The sequence below is a fragment of the Rhodoferax sp. GW821-FHT02C08 genome, assembly GCF_059421805.1.
In genome coordinates, this window is record NZ_JBWKVR010000002.1 from 1 (window position 1) to 17,438 (window position 17,438).

The 17,438-nt window shown below is 60.4% G+C and carries 16 protein-coding genes; 3 read left to right on the forward strand and 13 right to left on the reverse strand.

Features of this window, described 5'->3' with window-relative positions; translation table 11 throughout:
- The 10 genes from AC07VY_RS02200 to gspG all read right to left on the reverse strand — a co-directional run.
- Positions 1–368 (reverse strand): type II secretion system protein (locus AC07VY_RS02200; RefSeq protein WP_495096106.1); only part of this gene is annotated, 368 nt, incomplete at its 3' end.
- Positions 368–880, reverse strand: coding sequence for a type II secretion system protein (locus AC07VY_RS02205; protein ID WP_495096107.1), 513 nt, complete (start codon positions 878–880; stop codon positions 368–370). The genes AC07VY_RS02200 and AC07VY_RS02205, both read right to left, overlap by 1 nt.
- A 13-nt stretch (positions 881–893) precedes the next feature.
- The gene (locus AC07VY_RS02210; protein ID WP_495096108.1) at positions 894–2,981 is read right to left on the reverse strand and encodes a secretin GspD/PilQ domain-containing protein; all 2,088 of its coding nucleotides are present in this window, start codon (positions 2,979–2,981) and stop codon (positions 894–896) included.
- A gap of 41 nt (positions 2,982–3,022) precedes the next feature.
- Positions 3,023–3,613 (reverse strand): hypothetical protein, encoded by a 591-nt coding sequence (locus AC07VY_RS02215; RefSeq protein ID WP_495096109.1) that lies wholly within the window; start codon positions 3,611–3,613, stop codon positions 3,023–3,025.
- Positions 3,610–4,248, reverse strand: a complete 639-nt coding sequence (locus tag AC07VY_RS02220) for a hypothetical protein (RefSeq protein ID WP_495096110.1) — start codon at positions 4,246–4,248, stop codon at positions 3,610–3,612. Before AC07VY_RS02220 ends, AC07VY_RS02215 begins: the two co-directional genes overlap by 4 nt.
- Entirely contained in the window at positions 4,248–4,778 is a 531-nt protein-coding gene (locus AC07VY_RS02225; RefSeq protein ID WP_495096111.1) for a hypothetical protein, read from the reverse strand. Before AC07VY_RS02225 ends, AC07VY_RS02220 begins: the two co-directional genes overlap by 1 nt.
- The gene (locus tag AC07VY_RS02230) at positions 4,769–5,689 is read right to left on the reverse strand and encodes a hypothetical protein (protein ID WP_495096112.1); all 921 of its coding nucleotides are present in this window, start codon (positions 5,687–5,689) and stop codon (positions 4,769–4,771) included. The genes AC07VY_RS02225 and AC07VY_RS02230 overlap by 10 nt, the downstream gene beginning before the upstream one ends.
- Entirely contained in the window at positions 5,676–7,430 is a 1,755-nt protein-coding gene (locus AC07VY_RS02235) for a GspE/PulE family protein (protein WP_495096113.1), read from the reverse strand. The genes AC07VY_RS02230 and AC07VY_RS02235 overlap by 14 nt, the downstream gene beginning before the upstream one ends.
- Positions 7,431–7,606: 176 nt before the next feature.
- Positions 7,607–8,836 (reverse strand): type II secretion system F family protein, encoded by a 1,230-nt coding sequence (locus AC07VY_RS02240; RefSeq protein ID WP_495096114.1) that lies wholly within the window; start codon positions 8,834–8,836, stop codon positions 7,607–7,609.
- 30 nt (positions 8,837–8,866) lie between these two features.
- Positions 8,867–9,304, reverse strand: coding sequence for a type II secretion system major pseudopilin GspG (gene gspG / locus AC07VY_RS02245; protein WP_495096115.1), 438 nt, complete (start codon positions 9,302–9,304; stop codon positions 8,867–8,869).
- Here gspG and AC07VY_RS02250 point away from each other — a divergent pair.
- From AC07VY_RS02250 to AC07VY_RS02260, 3 genes are all read left to right on the forward strand, one after another.
- Positions 9,237–9,491, forward strand: a complete 255-nt coding sequence (locus AC07VY_RS02250; RefSeq protein WP_495111337.1) for a hypothetical protein — start codon at positions 9,237–9,239, stop codon at positions 9,489–9,491. The two genes, gspG and AC07VY_RS02250, sit on opposite strands and share 68 nt — an antisense overlap.
- 176 nt (positions 9,492–9,667) lie before the next feature.
- Positions 9,668–10,171: a hypothetical protein gene (locus AC07VY_RS02255; RefSeq protein WP_495096116.1), complete on the forward strand. Its 504-nt coding sequence runs from the start codon at positions 9,668–9,670 to the stop codon at positions 10,169–10,171.
- Between the two features lie 855 nt (positions 10,172–11,026).
- Entirely contained in the window at positions 11,027–11,578 is a 552-nt protein-coding gene (locus AC07VY_RS02260) for a hypothetical protein (protein WP_495096117.1), read from the forward strand.
- 579 nt (positions 11,579–12,157) lie between these two features.
- Here AC07VY_RS02260 and AC07VY_RS02265 read toward each other — a convergent pair.
- The 3 genes from AC07VY_RS02265 to AC07VY_RS02275 form a co-directional block, all read right to left on the reverse strand.
- On the reverse strand, positions 12,158–14,557 hold the full coding sequence (locus AC07VY_RS02265; RefSeq protein ID WP_495096118.1) for a hypothetical protein: 2,400 nt from the start codon (positions 14,555–14,557) through the stop codon (positions 12,158–12,160).
- A gap of 341 nt (positions 14,558–14,898) precedes the next feature.
- Positions 14,899–16,248 carry a TniQ family protein gene (locus AC07VY_RS02270; RefSeq protein ID WP_495096119.1) on the reverse strand — a complete coding sequence of 450 codons (1,350 nt, stop codon included), beginning with the start codon at positions 16,246–16,248 and terminating at the stop codon, positions 14,899–14,901.
- The gene (locus AC07VY_RS02275; protein ID WP_495096120.1) at positions 16,241–17,434 is read right to left on the reverse strand and encodes a hypothetical protein; all 1,194 of its coding nucleotides are present in this window, start codon (positions 17,432–17,434) and stop codon (positions 16,241–16,243) included. The genes AC07VY_RS02270 and AC07VY_RS02275 overlap by 8 nt, the downstream gene beginning before the upstream one ends.
- Positions 17,435–17,438: the final 4 nt, after the last annotated feature.

The window sequence follows — 17,438 nt, forward strand, 5'->3', positions numbered from 1 at the left end:
CCATCCGCGGTATCCGTCATCGGATCCACAGGCAGGCTGCGGATATAGCGTTTCTCCACCAAGCTCTGCAAGGACGCAGGGAGTTGCCCGGTATCCGCGCGGTATTTGTCGATGGCTTCTCGCAGCACATGCAAGTCGGTACGCAGCACTGCTTCCTTGGCCCGGTCCACCGATTCAAAATAACGCGGTGCCGCAATCGACAGCAGCAAGGCCAGGATGGCCATTACCACCAGCAGCTCCACCAGCGTGAACCCGTGGGCTCGCTTGTTGGCCACTCCTGTCCGACGGGCCTCGGGCAGGTTCGGGGTGCCGTCCGGGGTGGCTGGGGTAGCTGGGGCGCACATCCCAATGTAGGTACGCGGCAGCATCACCAGTCCTTGTAGGCCAGGCCATTCAAACCGAGTGCCGTGGATTTGGAGTGCACGTCGTACACGTCCTTGCCGGGCTGGGGATCGGTGGGCGGGCTGGCATAGCTGCGCAGGGCCCAGGTATCGGCCGCGGCTCCAATCTCTGCCGGTGCAAACGGATCGCGCGGCAGGCTGCGCAACAGGTACAGCTTGCTGGCGGATGGCGACTGCGCATCCTTGACTCCATCCACCAGAACCTCCAGCGATGGCGGATAACCCGAGCTATCGGCGGCGCGTTCAATACGTCCCACGTCGACCAGGCGCTTGTAGTTGTCCAGGGCCGTACGAATCTCCCGCAGCGAGCGACGCAGCTCTTCTTCCTTACCGCGCTGGCGCGCCAGCTCCGTCAAGGGCATCGCGATGCTGGCCAACAGCGCCATGATGGCCAGCACCACCAACAGCTCGACCAGACTGAAGCCACGATGAGACCGAGGGGCGCCGCGCAGAAGCACAGGAGACGAAGTCTTGCGCATGGGAGGTCGCCTGTTACTGCGCTGGCGAGGTAGGAATCAGAGGGGGCGCGGTGAACGCCGGTGGCGCCGTCGGTACAAAGTCGGATGCACCCGGTACCGCGCCATTCGTACGGGCAGGTGTACCTGGCACATAGATTCCGGGCGTCGGTGGAGCAGTCGGCTGCGTAGCGCTCTGTGGCTGGGGTGTCGGGTTGGGCGGTGCTGCATTCACCGGGGTATTCGTGGTATTGGCCCGCGCAGCACCTGCGGGTTGTCCCAACTGGATCGGAGCCCCACCCACGGCACTGTCTGTTCCAGAAAGGAATTCCTGCAGACCCACGCCCGGCAGTTCCAGATTGCGCACGATGCGCGGCGTGATCAGCAGCACGATCTCGGTGCGGGTGTCGCTGTCCTGCGAAGTGCCAAACAGCTTGCTGACCACCGGGATCTCGTTCAGGCCCGGGACACCGGTGTTGGAACGCCGTTCATCCCGCTGGATCAGGCCGGCCAGGATATTGGTCTCGCCATCCCGTACGCGCAGGTTGGTGGAGGTGTTACGCGTACCCAGGTGGTAGGCCTGGGTGCCGCTGGCCGTGGTGATGGTGCCCAGGACGTTGGAGACTTCCAGGGCGATTTTCATGGTCACGTCGTCGTCCAGCAAGACCGTGGGTTCGATCTCCAGTTTGAGACCCACGTCCAGGTAGCTCACGCTGTTGGAGGAGCCTACGTTCGCGGTGGTGGTGGTGGTGATGACGGGCAGGCGTTCACCAATCAGTATCTTGGCGGCCTGCTTGCTGCGCACCCGCACCCGCGGGTTGGCCAGCAGATTGGCGTCACCCTTGGTACTGCGCAGCTGCGCAGAGGCCAGCGGGTCGTTGAAGTTGAGCTTGACCATGCTGGAGTTGTAGTTGCGCAGCTCATTCAAGCGCAGCTGGCCGGCGACACCGTCGGTGCCCACCACACCGGCGGACACCGAACTCGGCCATTGGATGCCCAGCTCCAGCAAGCGGCTGACACTGACCTCCAGCACTTCCAGCTCCAGCATCACTTCCGGATCCGGTAGGTCCTGGGCCGCGATCAATTTCTCGCACAGACGGATCACCTCGGCGGAGTCGCGCACCACCAGCAGATTGAGTTTCTCGTCGACCACCACATCGCGGGCCTTGGCCACCGTCTTCAAGACATTGGCCATCTTGGTGGCGTCCGTGTTGGTGAGGTAGAAGGTGCGCACCACCATTTCCCGGTACTCGGTCACCTTGGCCGCCGTATTGGGGTAGATCAGCAAGGTGTCGTCGTCCAGCACCCGCTTATCCAGTTGGTTGGTCGCCAGCAGCAAACGCAGGATGTCTTCCACCGGCTTGTTGGTCACGGAGATAGTGACGCGCAGGTCCGGCTTGACGTCGCGCTCCAGCATGTAGTTCAAACCTGACGCCTGGCGCAAGGACTCCAACACCTGCAAGAGCGTGGCGTTGGTGAAGCTGAGCGACACCGGTACACGGTAGGCCGCCTTGAGCTTGGGGTAGATGCCCAGCTCCTTGCCCGAGGCATCGGCCTGTTGGCGCATCAATTGCCGCAACATGATGGTGGCACGGCGCATGGCCGGATTCTCTGACAGCACCTGCTGGACCTTGGCAATCGCGCTGTCGAGCTTGCCCTCGCGCCCCAGGGCGACCGCAGCCTCCAGCGCCTTCCAGTGCCGCTCCGCGCTGTCGGTGCGAGCCAGGCCATCCGCAACCCGCCGGTTGGCCGGGTCCAGTCGGGCGGCTTGCTCATACGCATGGCGGGCCGTGGTAAAGCCACCTTGGTCCGTGGCCTGCTCGGCTTCGCGCACCAGGGCATTCACCTGGTTCTCGCGCTGCGTGAAGTAGGTCCGTCGGTATTCAGTGTTAGCCGGATCCTGGAGCATGGCCTGGTTCAGTTTGGCCAAGCCTTCTTCGGTCTGCCCTTCGGCCAACTTGGACTGGCCTTCGCGGAAGGCTTGGTAGCCGGTACACCCCTCCAGGCTGAGCAAAGTTCCGACCAAGAGCAACAGCGTGCAGGCAAATGCAATGCCGCTGCGGCGCGTGCTGCGCTGCACGTCGCGCAGCCAGGCATCAGAGATTTCAGGACGGAGAGGAGTCATATAGAAAAGCGCATAAGACAAGCAGACACGGTCCGTAAAAATTATTTACCCGCCACGCGGGGAATGCTGAGCTGCAGCTCGCGTTTGGTCGCAGTGTGTTGAACGGTCATTTGCTGGGGCGTCAAAGCCGTCACGACGTACTCCGTGAGCAGCACGGTTCCTTTGCGTGCCAACTGGGTACCGTTGGGCGTGGACACAAACACGCCAGGCGCCACCCCGTCATCCCAGGTACCGATCACCTGTATGGGCGGAGGAGCAGGCGCTGGCGCGGGTGGTGGCGGTGTCGGTGCCACGAGCGCTACTTTGGGTGGTGGCGGTGGTGGGGGTGGCGCCGGCTGAACAACCGGCATGCGTACCGCAAAGGCGTTGCCGGGCATATCCACCGCAAGGGCTGCCGTAGCAAGTCCTGCGGTTATTTCTGATTTGGTGGATACGGATACCTCCTGGGGAGGTGTTGGCGCAGATCCAGCGAGCCCTGGAGCGGGTGCCACGGAAGCTACTGCTGGCGGCATATTGGGACGCACCACGGCCTCGGACGTGGCTACCTGGCTGGACGGATTCGGTACCCACCAGCGCACCAGGATCAAGACGCCCATCACCAGGAGCAGCAGGGTAAGACGCCGCTGCTTCATGGCGTACCCACTGCCAGCGTTTGAACAGCTGCTTTCTGTGCCGCCAGTGCAGCAGTTGCTGCAGGTGCCCTAGACGGTGCAGGCGGTGCATCTTGCAGCAGCACGGCGATGGTCAGTTTGGCATCCACTTCCGCGATGTCGCTGCTGGGACGGGACATGCTCAACTCCCGCACCGTGCTGGCGGGAACCTCCCGCAGAATCTGGGACAGCATCTTGCGCAGTCGGGGATAGGAGGCTTTGAAGGTGCTGCGTATCTCCAGGCCGGCTGGCTGTGTATCCGTCGCAGGAGTGATGCGGTAGTCTGCCGCGGTCCAACCGAGTCCATTGCCCAGCGCGATCTGCTTGATTTGCGTCAGCAACAGGGGGACATCGCCGACGACCGCCAATTCTGGCTCTGGTTCGGCTGCAAACAGTGGGCTGGCTTGCGACGCCACAGGCGCCCGGACAAGGTCCACGCCAGAATCTGCGGACGGCAGCGGTAGATCAGCACGGGACCGCTCGCTCCACGCGAGCCCCACCACAACCAGCGCCACCGCCATGAGGGCGACACCGCAGAGACCGGCTTTGCCAATCGCTTGCTCTGCCCGCGCGAAACGCACTTGCAGAGATCGGAAGACGGGCATCTTGGCGGGCATCACCGGATACTCCACTGCGTGGTGGCACTGAACTTGACCCAGGGCTTGTCACCTTGGGGGGCGGGTATTTCCGCATGCGACTGCAGGGTGGCCGGCTGCAATGCGCCCTCCAGGTCCAGCACCTGCACAAAGGCCAAGGCATGGTCGAAGCTCGATGCTTCGGCCTCCAACTTGACCTGGCCCGTGAGGGGATCCACGTTCAAGGACAACAGATAGACAGGTGCCACTGCGGCAGACTCCACGGCGCGCAATACCGGCAGCCAGGGCCGCCGCAGTTCGGCTTGGGCTTGGCGCACACGGCGTTCCGCCTGGGTCGGTGCAGCGGCCCTTACCGGCTTTGCCTTCGCCTGCTGTTCCGCCAAGGCTGCCAACGCTGTCTGGTGCACGCGCTGAACCTCCGTGCGCTCGGCCGTCCACTGCTGGTCCAGCCAGATGGCAGCGCCCAACGCTATCCCCCCGAACGCCAACAGGATCCACCCCACCCGTGGCGAGGTGACCGGATGCAGGAAGTCGATACGGTTCAGGCGCATGTCTGACCACCCACGGCGGAAGGCCCGCTCTGAGGCAACTGGGCCACGCAAGGCAATGCGGGAGCCGTGATCGAACACCACTCCAGGCGATCCGAAGCCGGAGCTGCAACCATCCCGGAAGACCAGGTCGCGGCACGGATAGGCGCATCGGCTACACCATTGCCGGTACGTGCCGCTTCGGCGGCCACCATCCGCACGATGCTTGCAGAGTTGTCTGTCAAGGCGAGGCCGGGATGCAGGGAAACCATGCGTTGGCCCTCCACCCTGGCAAGCAGCAGGCGGTCCTGCTCTGGCCAGACCCACCAGACGGATTTGTCGGTGCTATTGGTGCTGTTGCTCCTGTCGGTCCTACCGCTCCTATTTCTCCTATTGCTCCGGCTGCTCCTGTCCATTCTGTCGCGTGCGCGGTACGCCGAGCGGAGGCGCTGGAATCCCCAGCCAACCGCTGGCAAGAGCGCCGCCCAGCGCAGCCCCAAAACCTGGCCCACCGCGACCAGGGACTGCCGGAGCTGTGCGGGGATGCCGTAGCCCAGCGCAAACGGCTGTCCGGGGACGTAGTCCAGCCGCAGCTCCCAGTCCACAGGCATGCCTTGCGGTTCACCGTACAGGCTGCCCAGGCGATGCCTCAGCAAGGGCTCGACCTGGGCCGAGGTCCACAGCGTGGCGCCCACCTCCAGCAGGAGCACGGGAAGCCAAGCGGACTCCAGCAGCACCGTGATCTTCATCTGCGGAGGGTTGGGAAACAATAGAAGCAGCGCGGATTGCAACTCAGTGGAGGACAGGGTTGCACCTTCCGGCAATGCTTGCCGCGCCACCAGCGACAGCGCACTCGCCGGTCCTGACCATCGCTCCAAGGCATGGCGTCCGATCCGCAGGTACTCCTGCTCGCGCTTGCGCTCAAACGGCCACACGTTCGACCTCCTCCAGCGTGGTTATGCCACGCGCTGCAGCTTCAAAGGCCTGGCTCTGCAAACTGCACCAACCGGTCTTGGCGGCCGCGGCCTGGATATCCATCTGCGGCGCGCGGCTGGCCACCAGGGATTTGAGCGCGGGCGTCAGCGTGAGCAGTTCGCCCAGGGCGAATCGCCCGGAGTAGCCGGTGCCGCGGCAATGCTCACAGCCTCTGGCGACCTTGAAGGCCGGGGTTTCCGCATAGCTCGCCAGGAATTCCAGCAGTTCGGGACTGCGCTGTAGCGGCGTCGGATCTTCGGCTTCGGCACAGTGGGGACAGAGTCGGCGCAGCAGGCGCTGGGCCAGCACCCCGTTGATGGCCGAGGCAAAGGTGTAGGCATCGATGCCAAACTGGTCGAAACGCCCAACCACGTCAAACACCGTGTTGGCATGCACCGTGGTGAACACCAGATGCCCGGTCAGGGCGGACTGGATGGCGATCTGGGCCGTTTCCGCATCCCGGATTTCTCCGACGAGGATCTTGTCCGGGTCGTGGCGCAGGATGGAGCGCAAACCGCGGGCGAAGGTCAAGCCCTTGCGTTCATTCACCGGGATCTGCAGCACCCCGGGGAGTTGGTATTCCACCGGGTCTTCGATGGTGATGATCTTGTCGCGGGACTGGTGGGTCTCGGCGATGGCGGCATACAGGGTGGTGGTTTTACCGGAGCCCGTGGGGCCGGTCACCAGCATCATGCCGTGGGGCTTGCGGCACAGCTGGCGCAAGGCTGTTTGCTCCGCTTCACCATAGCCAAGCTTGGCCAAGGTGAGCCCGGACAGGCTCTGCGCCAGATGTTCACGGTCCAGGATACGCAACACCGCATCTTCTCCATGGATGCTGGGCATGATGGAGACGCGCACGTCGATGTTGCGGCGCTGGTAGCCGATTTGCAGACGCCCATCCTGGGGGACGCGGCGTTCGGCGATGTCCAGTTGGGCCATGACCTTGATACGGCTGATGGCCTGGGTGGCCAGCTCCGTGCTGTCCATGCGCCGTATCGCGGTCAGCACCCCGTCGATGCGGAACTTGACGTTCAAGCCGGTGGCATCGCTTTCCAGGTGGATGTCCGAAGCACCCACCTTGAGCGCATCGTAGAGGGTCGAATTAACGAAACGGATGGCCGGGCTGGCATCGGCGCCGATGTCGCGCAAGGTCAGGATGTCGGACAAAGCAGCATCGCCCCCTTGCTCCGCCAACGCGACGCCCGCCAGCTCGCCCAGAGAGCCCAATGCCGTCATCCCCGCCTCGGCCTGTGCCAGCAGGGCGTCCAAGGTTTCGGGGGCCACCAGCAGTACGCTGGAGACGCCCCAGCGGGTGAGGGCCCAGGCACATTGGTCGGTATTGAAGGGGTCCGTCACGAGAAGATGGAGTTGCTGGCATTGCTGCACGCTTGCGCTCTCTGCTGTACCTGCTGTACCTGCTGTACCTGCTGTACCTGCTGTGTCTGCCATGTCTGCCATGTCTGCCTTCCCGGCGGTATCTCTCAGCAGAACACAGCGGCGCTGCACCACTTCGGCGAATGGCAACAGATCAAACGCCAACAACCAGTCTCGGATGTCGTGCATGCGTACGACGGGCAAGCCCAACAAGGAGCCCAGTTCGTCCGTCAGCTGCGTCAGTTGCTGTGGGTCCTGCGTGGACAGCGACAGCGCGGCCAGCAAATCATCACAGCCCTGGGCCCGGAGAGTCGCAATCCGGGCCAACAGGGGATGGGTGGCCGAGAGTGGCGAGAGCGGCGAGGATGAAGAAGAGGATGCCGAGGATGCAAGGGACGAAGAGACCGCGACCTGCCCGGACTCCAAGCGGGGGATCTCCCGTTGCCAGGGCCAGAGCCAGGGCCGGTACCAAGTTTTTTTAGGCCGTACTGCCTGCGTCGACTTCATTGGATGGCCGCCGCCAGTTCAAAGATGGGCATGTACATGAGTACCACCACCACGCCGACCCCCAGGCCGATCAGCACCATGACGACCGGCTCCAGGGTGCGCATGGCGCGCTCCAGATTGCGGCTGACTTCCGATTCGTGGAAATGGGCGATGCGGGACAGTACGGCACCCAGGTCGCCCGTGCGTTCGCCCGCCAGCATCAGCTGCTCCGCCACCGGTGTGACCATGCCGGCGCGCACATGGGCGCTAGAGGGGGACAGCCCCTCGCGCACGCCTTGCTCTACCGCGCGGCCGCTGTCTTGCATGGCCAAAGGCAACAGGCTATTGGCCAGATGCAGCGACTGAGGCAGCGGAATACCGCCTTGCACCAGCATGCCGGTGGCCCGGTACCAGCGGGCCAGGAAGTAGGTGTGCAGGCGCTCCTGCAAGGGACGCCAAGCCAGGGCGCGTCGGAACACGCGGGCACGGATGGCCGAGGAGGACAGCAGGCCCACAACACCCAGGAGAAGCACGGCCATGCCGGACAACCACCAGGCGCCATGCGCGTGCAAGACCTGGGCCCAGGCCAGCATGGCGCGGGCCGACCAGGGGAGCTCTCCCGCCATGCCTTCAAACACGCGGGCAAACCGTGGCATGACGTAGAACAGCAGGAACAGAAGCACCATGGTCCCCACGCCCATCAGCAACAAGGGGTAGATGGAGGTGGATACGATGCGGTGGCGCACCTCGGCGACCCGCAGCTCATGCTCCAGGAATCGGCTCAGGGTTTGCGGAAGATCGGAAGTCAGTTCGGATGCGCGGACCAGCGCCACCAGCAAGGGCGGGAACAACGGGTCCGCCGCGAAGGCATCGGAGAGCGTCCGGCCTTCCTGCAGTTGGCGCTCCAGGCGCTCGATGACTGCAACCGATGCCCCCCGCGCCCCTCGGCGCAGGGCATCCAGGGCCTCGATCAGGCTCAGGCCGGCAATCAGCAGGTCGCGCAGTTGTTCGATGAAGACGGGGATGTCCATGCGTTGTCCGCTGGAGCGGCTGCCACCTTGCTCTCCTAAACCACGCTGCCCCGAACCCAAACCCCAACCCGGCCACTGCCACCCTGCCGACGTGGCGGATAGCACCGTGAAACCCTGCACCGCTGCCTGCTTGCGCGCTGCATCGATATTGGCGGCTTCGAGCTCCAGAACCCGGGGAATGCCGCGGCCCTGGACAACACTGAGTTGCACACGCATGGGAGGGACTCGCGAACCGGCACGCAGGCGCTAGCGCCCGGAATCCCAAATACTCAGATCGGCATCGATGCCGGTGCCGCCCACGCGACCGTCCTTGCCCAAGGAGCCGAGTTCGAAGTCATGGCCCTTGTCTCCGGGATTGCGGTACACATACGGGTTGCCCCAGGGATCGGTGGGCAAGGACTTGGCGAGGTAGGGGCCGGACCATTTAGGTTCGTCGGCAGGACGCTCGACAAGGCTTTTAAGGCCTTGTTCGGTACTGGGGTAGTGGCCGGCATCCAGACGGTAGGTGCCCAGGGCCTTGTCGAATGCATCGAGCTGGGCCCGCGCGGCCTTGGCTTCGCTTTTACCGATCTGGTCGAAATAGCGTGGTGCGACGTAGCTGGCCAGCAGGCCGATGATGACCATGACTACAAGCAGCTCCAGGAGGGTAAAACCCCTGCTGCGCTGGATCGGATATCGCTTCACTTCTTTGGATCTGGCCGGTGGATGTCATTTGGGAGTGCGCCGGGTGGCGCAACGCATGCCTCTTGCTGTGCTATCGGCGGCTGCCGCCAGACGGGAGCTATCCGGGTGGATCGTCCTAATCAGCAAGGCGCCTACCAAGGCATATTACAAGAAGAAACAAATGGTAACAAAAACTGACGGCTATTGACGCCTCATCCTACTGGATAGATGCCGTGTAGGCGAAAGTTGTCACCCATATGGGGGATACCACGGACTGATCGAGTGCGATCAACCGCGCAATAGAGATCTCTATTTAACACCGCCAGACGCTGGAAGCCGCCCAGCGCCACGAGAGCAGGGGGACCGAGGAGCCAATCCGATACCTTGCAGGCCAGTACGACACTGGCCAAGGCCTCCCTGGACAGAAGCCGGGCCCAGGGAGCCTATGCCAAGGCCCAGTCGGTGCTGGTGTATGTGTTGGGGATGGGAACGGTCATTGATCTATTTCTGGCCGAGCGTGACAACGGCCAGAACGCCGATATTCTGGTGTTTTTCCATACTTACGACTACCCGACACCGCGCAATGCGCCGGCTTTCGCAAGGGCAGGGCCTTGGCTCTACAAAACACTGCACGATATCTATGCAATCCCGCCAGAAGACTGGATTGATCTGACGGATGGACTGTTCCAGCGCATGGCCACCATGATGTATACCATCGCCGCAAACAGGGCTGGCATGAATCTCCACGTGGTAGATACGGCGGGAACCATCGTACGCGCCAATATAAATATCGCGGGTGTATCCAACGATTGGGAGAACGAAAGCCTCCGCGTCATGGTCGCAAGATGCACCCATTGTGGAGCCAGGACGCAAATTTCGTTTGGTTGAATTCCTAACGTCTCCACATTGTGCCGAATCAGTCTGACAATCTGGTTCACCAGTTCGACCCTCGCGGTTGCGGTGTCGTACGAAACCAAGCTGGGATAGGCTCGGTCATCGGATGCTGCAGTTATGGTCGTGTTGAAGACGTTGAAGTTGCCGAAGTACCGAGTGATCCGTTCCGACGATCGATAGTTGAGCGACAGTTCCCGCTGCTCTATCGGGATAGCCGCCAATCTATGAAGATCGGCAGCAGCGATGGGATAGCCTCCGAGCGATCCATAGATCGCTTGATTGGGGTCAACGAAAGCCAGCGACCACGCGAAGCCTCTTCAACTTCAGAAGCCACCCGCCGATGTCGCGACAAAACCCTGGTAGGACCGCTATTGGTCCGAAACCCTGCGCCAAAGAGACCGGGAGTTGTTTGCATAGTGTGCAGTGTTCGATCCCGCAAATAAATGGTATTTATCCAACTTGCTGATGGTTCTGGTGCGACTTGTGCAAGTCGTTGGGTTGACTCCAACTTCTTCACTGAGGCCCAGGCTTTAAAACTGTTTCAACCGTAGGCCTCCATTTCTGCGCAGGCTGGCGATAGCCATGTACGGTGGGTGGATTCCCTGAAGCAACCGGCGCCACCCGCGTCTCTTTTATTAAACATAGATGTCGGGATCATCCTCGTAAGAATGAGTTGCCCCACCCAACTTACCACCTAACCTCCTGAGAAAATACACGACAGGAGTCACAGTGAAGCTTCTGCACCTTCGGAGTCAAAAATATGGATCGACATGGAACAAGGATATGAGCGAATTTGAATTCCAATCCTAGGATATGGAAAGCAATTTCCACGTGTTATCATTCCACTAAATGTCCAAAGCAAAAGCACTGCCACCAACGATTCGAGCCGCCATTGCCCGCGGGCGAGAGAAGGAAGCAGCGGAACTGGAGAAATTAAACGCTCGCTTGGCTCAGCTTGAAGTCGACTTCCGACAGGTCGAAATCGAGAAAAATAAAGCCCTCAAAGCTATCCAAGAATTTGACGCCTGGCTAAGCGATATCACTGAAGTACTTCCATTGTCGACGGCTGAACAGCAGCCGCTGAACCCCAAGCGAGCAGACCGGCTAGAAACAAAGAAAATTATCAATGCTGTGCGGGCAACAATTCAACAAAAGGGTACCCCGTTACACACCAAAGAAATTCTAGAGGCGTTAAGAGAGACGCATAATTTAAAAATAGCTACTGCACATCCCGTCACTAGGATGTCCCAGATGCTCTCTCGATCACCAGAATTCAAAAACGATCGACTTCACGGCTGGTCGTTGCTTTCTCAATCGCACAATAGCGAAAGCCCGGTTGGAGCCGGGCTTTCTATTTCTAACCAAGCCAGCGTCACTGCGGCACCGAATCAGTCGGATTGATCTGATATGGAGGGCTCGGATATGGCTAAAACCCATGTGATCGGATAAGCGACCCCTAGGTATCAACCAGGTGAGGTGATGGGAGCAAACCTCACCACCTACAGTCAGTCCTACAAAAAGACTGGCTATTATCTTAGCCTAGTCTATGGCTGTAGTAAAGATAAATTTGCCCTCTAACAGAAATTTGGAGGCAAGATGTCTAACAACGACTACAAGCCAAAGGATGTGCTCGTCCGCTCATACACACGGTTGAGGTTTGATAACCTCGAACATGTCGTGCAGCACTGGCGTGCGCACCCATATCAATTAACTTTGTCTGATTGATTAGCATTGGCACTGATCTTTTCACTAGATCAGTGCCTCTTTTCCTTGAATAATCATTATGAAGATACTTTTCTGCATGAACAGATACCAAGGAAAGTGGAATGACTTCGATCTCCGCACTCAGAAAAACTTAACGTGCTTTAACAGCGTGTAAGCGGTTTACATGTAGCGTCGATCGTGATAGGGGCCTCTTGTGAGTGGCTGTCCTAAAACGTACTTTTCTGGATTTTGAGTGCGGTTTGACATTTGGCTGTCTCACGGCTTCGACAGCGCCCGCTTGATGACATCGGTTCCAAATCCAAGCACCAACAATGCGACAGTTCCGGACACCCAATCCAGCGTTTGCAGCTTCTCCTGTGCCGCAGTCAATAGCCCGATCGTCACGATAAACACGGTGATTGTGAGGCTCGCGAGTGAGAGTGCCGTGCTGCTGCGAAAGAAGATGCGCGGCGGCAGAGTTAACTTCACTTCTTGCGGTACGACTAGGTTGACGCCAGCCGGACCCGCTAACTCCGCAGTGATCTTGAACTGCGTCGGAGAGCGTCTGTTCTTGAAGGTTCCGGGAAGCTCGAAGAACGTGAATACGGACCAATCATCTCCATCGACAGGCCTGTCGTTGACTTTCCACGAGCACCGGATCGATCGACGCGCGTCGGCCTCATCGAAACCCGCCTTGGAGATTCGAAGACGCAGCGCGACGATCTGATACTCGCTGGGACTGCGCGGATCGACTTCGATCCAAACCTTCGGTGTGTTGGCCACCTTAAGAGCGTCCAAGAGCGCAGCGTCGCTCACGTTCTGCTCGATTTGACGCATCAGCGCCCGCACGGAGATTACTGACGCATCGGGGCCCGGCGACAACGCATCAATCAGCTCGCCAGCACGGGCCATACGCTGCGCCGCCACCTTCGGGTTCTCAGCGTTGCGCACCAGCGCCGCGAAAAGCAAGACCTTTTCGGCCTTCCAAAGCCCTTCCGACGCTCGGACAAACTGGGCACGCGTCATCGCCGTGTCGCCCGCATTCGGAAGGGTTACGCTCACATCGAATGCTGCTCGCAGGTCATTCAGACGGCCCCATGTAGCCTTGTTGTCCGGTGACTGAACCGGACCCAGTAGCATGGCCGGTATCTCCCCGAGACTGACCGACGTCGAAGCTTCGCGCAGCTTCAGTGCGTCCACGGCGGCCTGCGTCGGCGGTTCATCCTCCGCATCCACCTGGGTAGACGCCAAGCTGAGGGCGGCCATGGCCCTTTGGAGATCGGCGTCCGTGGGAGCGGACAACTCGGCGACTTTAACCGCCACGTTGCAGTTGGCGGTGATTTGTTCAACCTCGTGAAGACCGAGCGTCTTGATGTCCTTCAGCGCCACTAGGCAGGTGCTAGCGAGTACCGCTAGATCCACCCGCTTGCAAAACACCTTGACCCGCACCTCCAGGAGCGGCATGGCATCCTCGGCGTCCGGGAAGAATGGATTCAGATCGCTGACATTGGCCCGCAACCGTCGCCGCTCGACGCGCAGGACAGTCAACGTGTGCGCTCCGATAACCCCGACGCGCCCGCCCAGTTGTGCTTCGGTCTGGTCCAAGACCTTCTTCAAGGCGACGCGCCGCTTTTGCATGGGCAGCGCGAAATTGATGACCAACGACGTCACGACGCCGAGCATCAGGACCATCAAAGTCCAACCCATATTGACCAGGGTCTGATACGTGGGCTCGAAAGCCCGCAAGGTCGCCGTCACGGGAAACCTTTGCGAATCGCCGGGCAGATCCCGAAACCCGGGGTCGGGTTCGTGCCGCAGCACAAGCCGTCCTTGCAGCTTGGCGGGGCGCAGAAATTCACTGTCCATCACCCCATAGGCGGAGTCATCAAGCTTCACCCGCAGTTCCGATGAGCCCGTTGGAGCCACCGTTGCCCCGTCCTTCAGCACATGCTCGCCCAACTCGAGGCGCCAGCGAAACCGATACGTCATTGAATCGTCGTTTCTTAGTCGAATCACCGTGGGACAGCCGCGCCTGAACGACAGATCGAGCGCTTCCGGATTGGGCCCGTCGATCTTGAGGGCGAACGGCACCCGCTGACGCAAGGCAACGAGCTTGACCAATTCCTCATTACCGTTAAACAGTGTGGCGGTCATCGGTCCCGCTTGCCAGAGCCTCCCAAGGTCGATCCTTGCATTCACGCATTTGTTCTGCCCCAGAGTCGCACCGTCCTCGACGACAGGCTTGTCGCCGGATGTCTCGCCGCTGATCTTGCGTGTGGTGTTCAGCGGCAACGGGTTGACCTCCAGGCCGATGGCACTGAAATCGCCAACTGACAAGGCTAGCGGCACCGGTGCATCGCCTGCGTTGCAAACGCGCAGGACCTGCGTGGCGAGTCCGTCCGCACCTACCTCGAAACGCGGGTTGTCTCGCACGCAAATCGTGCAGTTGACTGGAGAGGGGGCCGTGCAATAGCTGCACGACGGCGTGGCCTGCACAGGCTGCGCGGCGGTCGCGGGGACCGGATCCACGTCGCCGCAATCGTTGTTGGACGCCGAGTGAGCGTTTGCGTCGCGCGATCGCGCCTGTCCACACCACAGTCCAACCACGACGAGCAGACCCAGGAGAAGCAATACGGCGACGACCAGGCCGCGGCGTGAGCAAATTGGATTGTCCATTCGACCCTCCGACTTAAGTTGATGGCATCAGGCCAGTGCACCTGGCATCAGGCCGCGACTAGCGCCGCAATGAGTCTCGCGGCGTCGCGACCAACCGCGCCGAACTCACTTTATCAGTGTGGGCCCGCGATGTGTTGCGAGACATCCTCAAGGCGAGTGAGGCCAGACGCGCAAAAGGCCGTACCGCCCCCGTGAAGTCCATGTCAAACTACACGGGCGTCTAGTTTCAGACCTGCCGACGGTGTGAATCAAGACTGCGATAGCGAGCGACAGCGGTAAAGCGCAACCCAAGCTGCGGCGCGTAGTTCCGCATGCACGTCAAATCTGTAGGAATATGGCATTCAACTAAGCCAATATTTCCGCTGCCTCTCGTACAAGTCCTGCAAGTCGGGCCGCATCAGAGACACCTGGCGGGATGCCAGAGCGGCGTTCACGCGGCGCCGACTCGGATACACGCCTGCAGCACAAAGGTTCTGTACGGTAGCTTTCAGAAACGCATGGTCCTCCCGATACCGGACGTCCAGCCGACGAGACTCACACATCCGGCTCTTGCGCACGATCTCCCAAGACTGCTCCCGAAACCAGTACTTCAGCGCATGGCGAGACAGTCCGACCTGATCGGCCACCGCCGCTAGCCCGCGATGGTCGGTGGGATCCGCCAGAATCACAGCCAACTGCTTCTGAATCCGCTCGCGTTGTTGGTACCCCAGCAACGGCCGAAGCTCACGTGCACCTGACGGCGTATGTATGGGCGTTGATCGACTGGCATGCATCACCGCGTCAGGCAAAAACATATGTGACGGCATCAGACCAACGCCATGGCATAGACGGAGCAAAACAGTCAGCGATGGCCGCTCCGACTTGTTGATCCATCCATTCAAAGCGTATATCTGCAGCCCAATCCCCTCGCAAAGACGCTTACGGTTGCCTTGCGCGAACCGCGCCACGATCGCATCTACATTTGCACAGAAATGCTCCAGACTTCCACTGCAGCGCAGAGCGGGCAACTTTTCCACCAGATCGACCAGCGCGGCTGAGCACCACAGTTCGAACTCGGATATTTCTGGCCCAAGAGTGCTATGACCCAGCGGCACAGGTCCGATCAATGGCCCGCCGCAGGTATCGCAATGCAGCAGGCTCGGATAGCTTGGCAAATGTGCTTGCGCCCCCCCGCACGCAGGGCAATGCTCACTCATCGCCACCTTGTGCACATGGCAAACGCGGTAGTGCTCGAACGACCATGCCAACGGAAAGTGGGGACGGACTCCGGATCGAGCCTGCTCACACAAGCAAGCGTGGCACCATCTGGGGCTCTTGGCCAACAAGCCTTCGCCATTGCGCGGAAGCAGGTGTGCCAAGGACAACAGCGTCATTTGCCCGGGCTCAGCAGGTAAGGCCGATCCGAGCACATCCAGCATCATCTGGGCATATGACCCCAGGCCGTTTACCGTGCCACTATCGCGTTCGAAGAACGTGGAGCCACGCCAGACGGCACTGTAGGCATCTGAACAGGACAGCAAATGCCGCAACAGCAGCCGCGGCCCGACACAATGCGCCTGGGCCAGCCCAACAATCCAGGAAAGCAAGCCCTCCGGCTGTCCAGAGCGCCCCTCCATCGGCAAGCGGTACAACGAAGGCGCGTATTCAGCCGGATCCCCTTCGGCAAACGGATCATGCGCTTCCTCATGCATGGAGACCGCCTACCGGATCGCGTGTGGCCTTGCGCTCGCCAATGCGGCGGGCTCCGATGCCAGTCCGTCCCGTAGCATTCCCTTGGCGCGATTTCGCTGGAGTTGCTGTTACGATTTTCTCGGGGCCTCGCGTCAAGCCGGCTTCGAGCACACGCCGCACCTCGTCATAGTCCACATCGGTGAGTCGTGCCTCGCCAAGGCGCGCATCCTTCGCAACCTCCACCGCGACCACGTTTCTAAGCGCAAAATCAAGAATGAAGGACTCCGTCAATGCCTGCCCGGTTCGCAAGGAATGCTGAAAGGCCATCGTCAGCATTTTCTTCAGGCTTCCCACACACCCGATGGAGCTGAAATAAAACTGCTCTGCACCCGCCTGGCTGATTTCTTCCAGACGCCGATCTGTCGGCATGCTCGCCAACAGTGACATCAGCACTTGGACAAACTTTTCATACTCGTGTGGGCTGTACCGGTCATACCTTCGGAAGTGAACGATATGCTGCCGGCGCAACCAGTTGTCACGCTCGTAGGAGGCATGGACGAGCCGGTATCCACCGATCAGTACAAACCGGGCTTCGGTTCTGGCGGCCAGGTCCATCAAAATCTGCTGGCTACGGGTACAGCCCACCGGATCGCTCTCCGGAAATAACCTATCCGCTTGGTTGATCAAGACCACCTTGGTCTTGCGGTGCTTCAACATGCTTGCCGTGGCGGTGACCAGTGCATCGATTCCCATTCTTCCCGTGTCACCAAATGGGAGGGAATGGGTCAAAGAAAATTCATGGGCTGGCACAAAGGATTTTTGATCAATCAAAATATCCCCTCCGCGGCACAAGATACAAGAAAGCAGGCGATTCCAATACTTCGCATCAATGCTCCCTGCTTGACAGGGAGCATCCAATCCGATGGAGTTCGCATTTCTGACACCGGGGTCATACGACGCCCCGTCCGTGCCTTTTCTTTGGTATTCCGTCCATATTCTTCTGCCAAGCACGGTTGTGCCCACACCCGTCGGCCCAACAATGGGAACAATCTCCCCTTCGGAAGAAAAATCGATGTTGTCCAACGCCAGGTTGAAAGCCTGCGTAAGGTGTTCGTGTGCGATCACCTTACGCTGGAAATATGCCACCCGATCTTCTGTCGGGAGAGCAAGCAACGCGGTATCAAATGTGGGACGTATGTGGTTCATTGCT

Bases quoted from the DNA above. Each gene is read 5' to 3' on its own strand.
- AC07VY_RS02205 (WP_495096107.1), bottom strand. From the start codon at position 880: ATGCGCAAGACTTCGTCTCCTGTGCTTCTGCGCGGCGCCCCTCGGTCT.
- AC07VY_RS02210 (WP_495096108.1), bottom strand. From the start codon at position 2,981: ATGACTCCTCTCCGTCCTGAAATCTCTGATGCCTGGCTGCGCGACGTG.
- AC07VY_RS02215 (WP_495096109.1), bottom strand. From the start codon at position 3,613: ATGAAGCAGCGGCGTCTTACCCTGCTGCTCCTGGTGATGGGCGTCTTG.
- AC07VY_RS02220 (WP_495096110.1), bottom strand. From the start codon at position 4,248: ATGCCCGCCAAGATGCCCGTCTTCCGATCTCTGCAAGTGCGTTTCGCG.
- AC07VY_RS02225 (WP_495096111.1), bottom strand. From the start codon at position 4,778: ATGCGCCTGAACCGTATCGACTTCCTGCATCCGGTCACCTCGCCACGG.
- AC07VY_RS02240 (WP_495096114.1), bottom strand. From the start codon at position 8,836: ATGCGTGTGCAACTCAGTGTTGTCCAGGGCCGCGGCATTCCCCGGGTT.
- AC07VY_RS02250 (WP_495111337.1), top strand. From the start codon at position 9,237: ATGACCATGACTACAAGCAGCTCCAGGAGGGTAAAACCCCTGCTGCGC.
- AC07VY_RS02260 (WP_495096117.1), top strand. From the start codon at position 11,027: ATGTCCAAAGCAAAAGCACTGCCACCAACGATTCGAGCCGCCATTGCC.
- AC07VY_RS02265 (WP_495096118.1), bottom strand. From the start codon at position 14,557: ATGGACAATCCAATTTGCTCACGCCGCGGCCTGGTCGTCGCCGTATTG.
- AC07VY_RS02270 (WP_495096119.1), bottom strand. From the start codon at position 16,248: ATGCATGAGGAAGCGCATGATCCGTTTGCCGAAGGGGATCCGGCTGAA.
- AC07VY_RS02275 (WP_495096120.1), bottom strand. From the start codon at position 17,434: ATGAACCACATACGTCCCACATTTGATACCGCGTTGCTTGCTCTCCCG.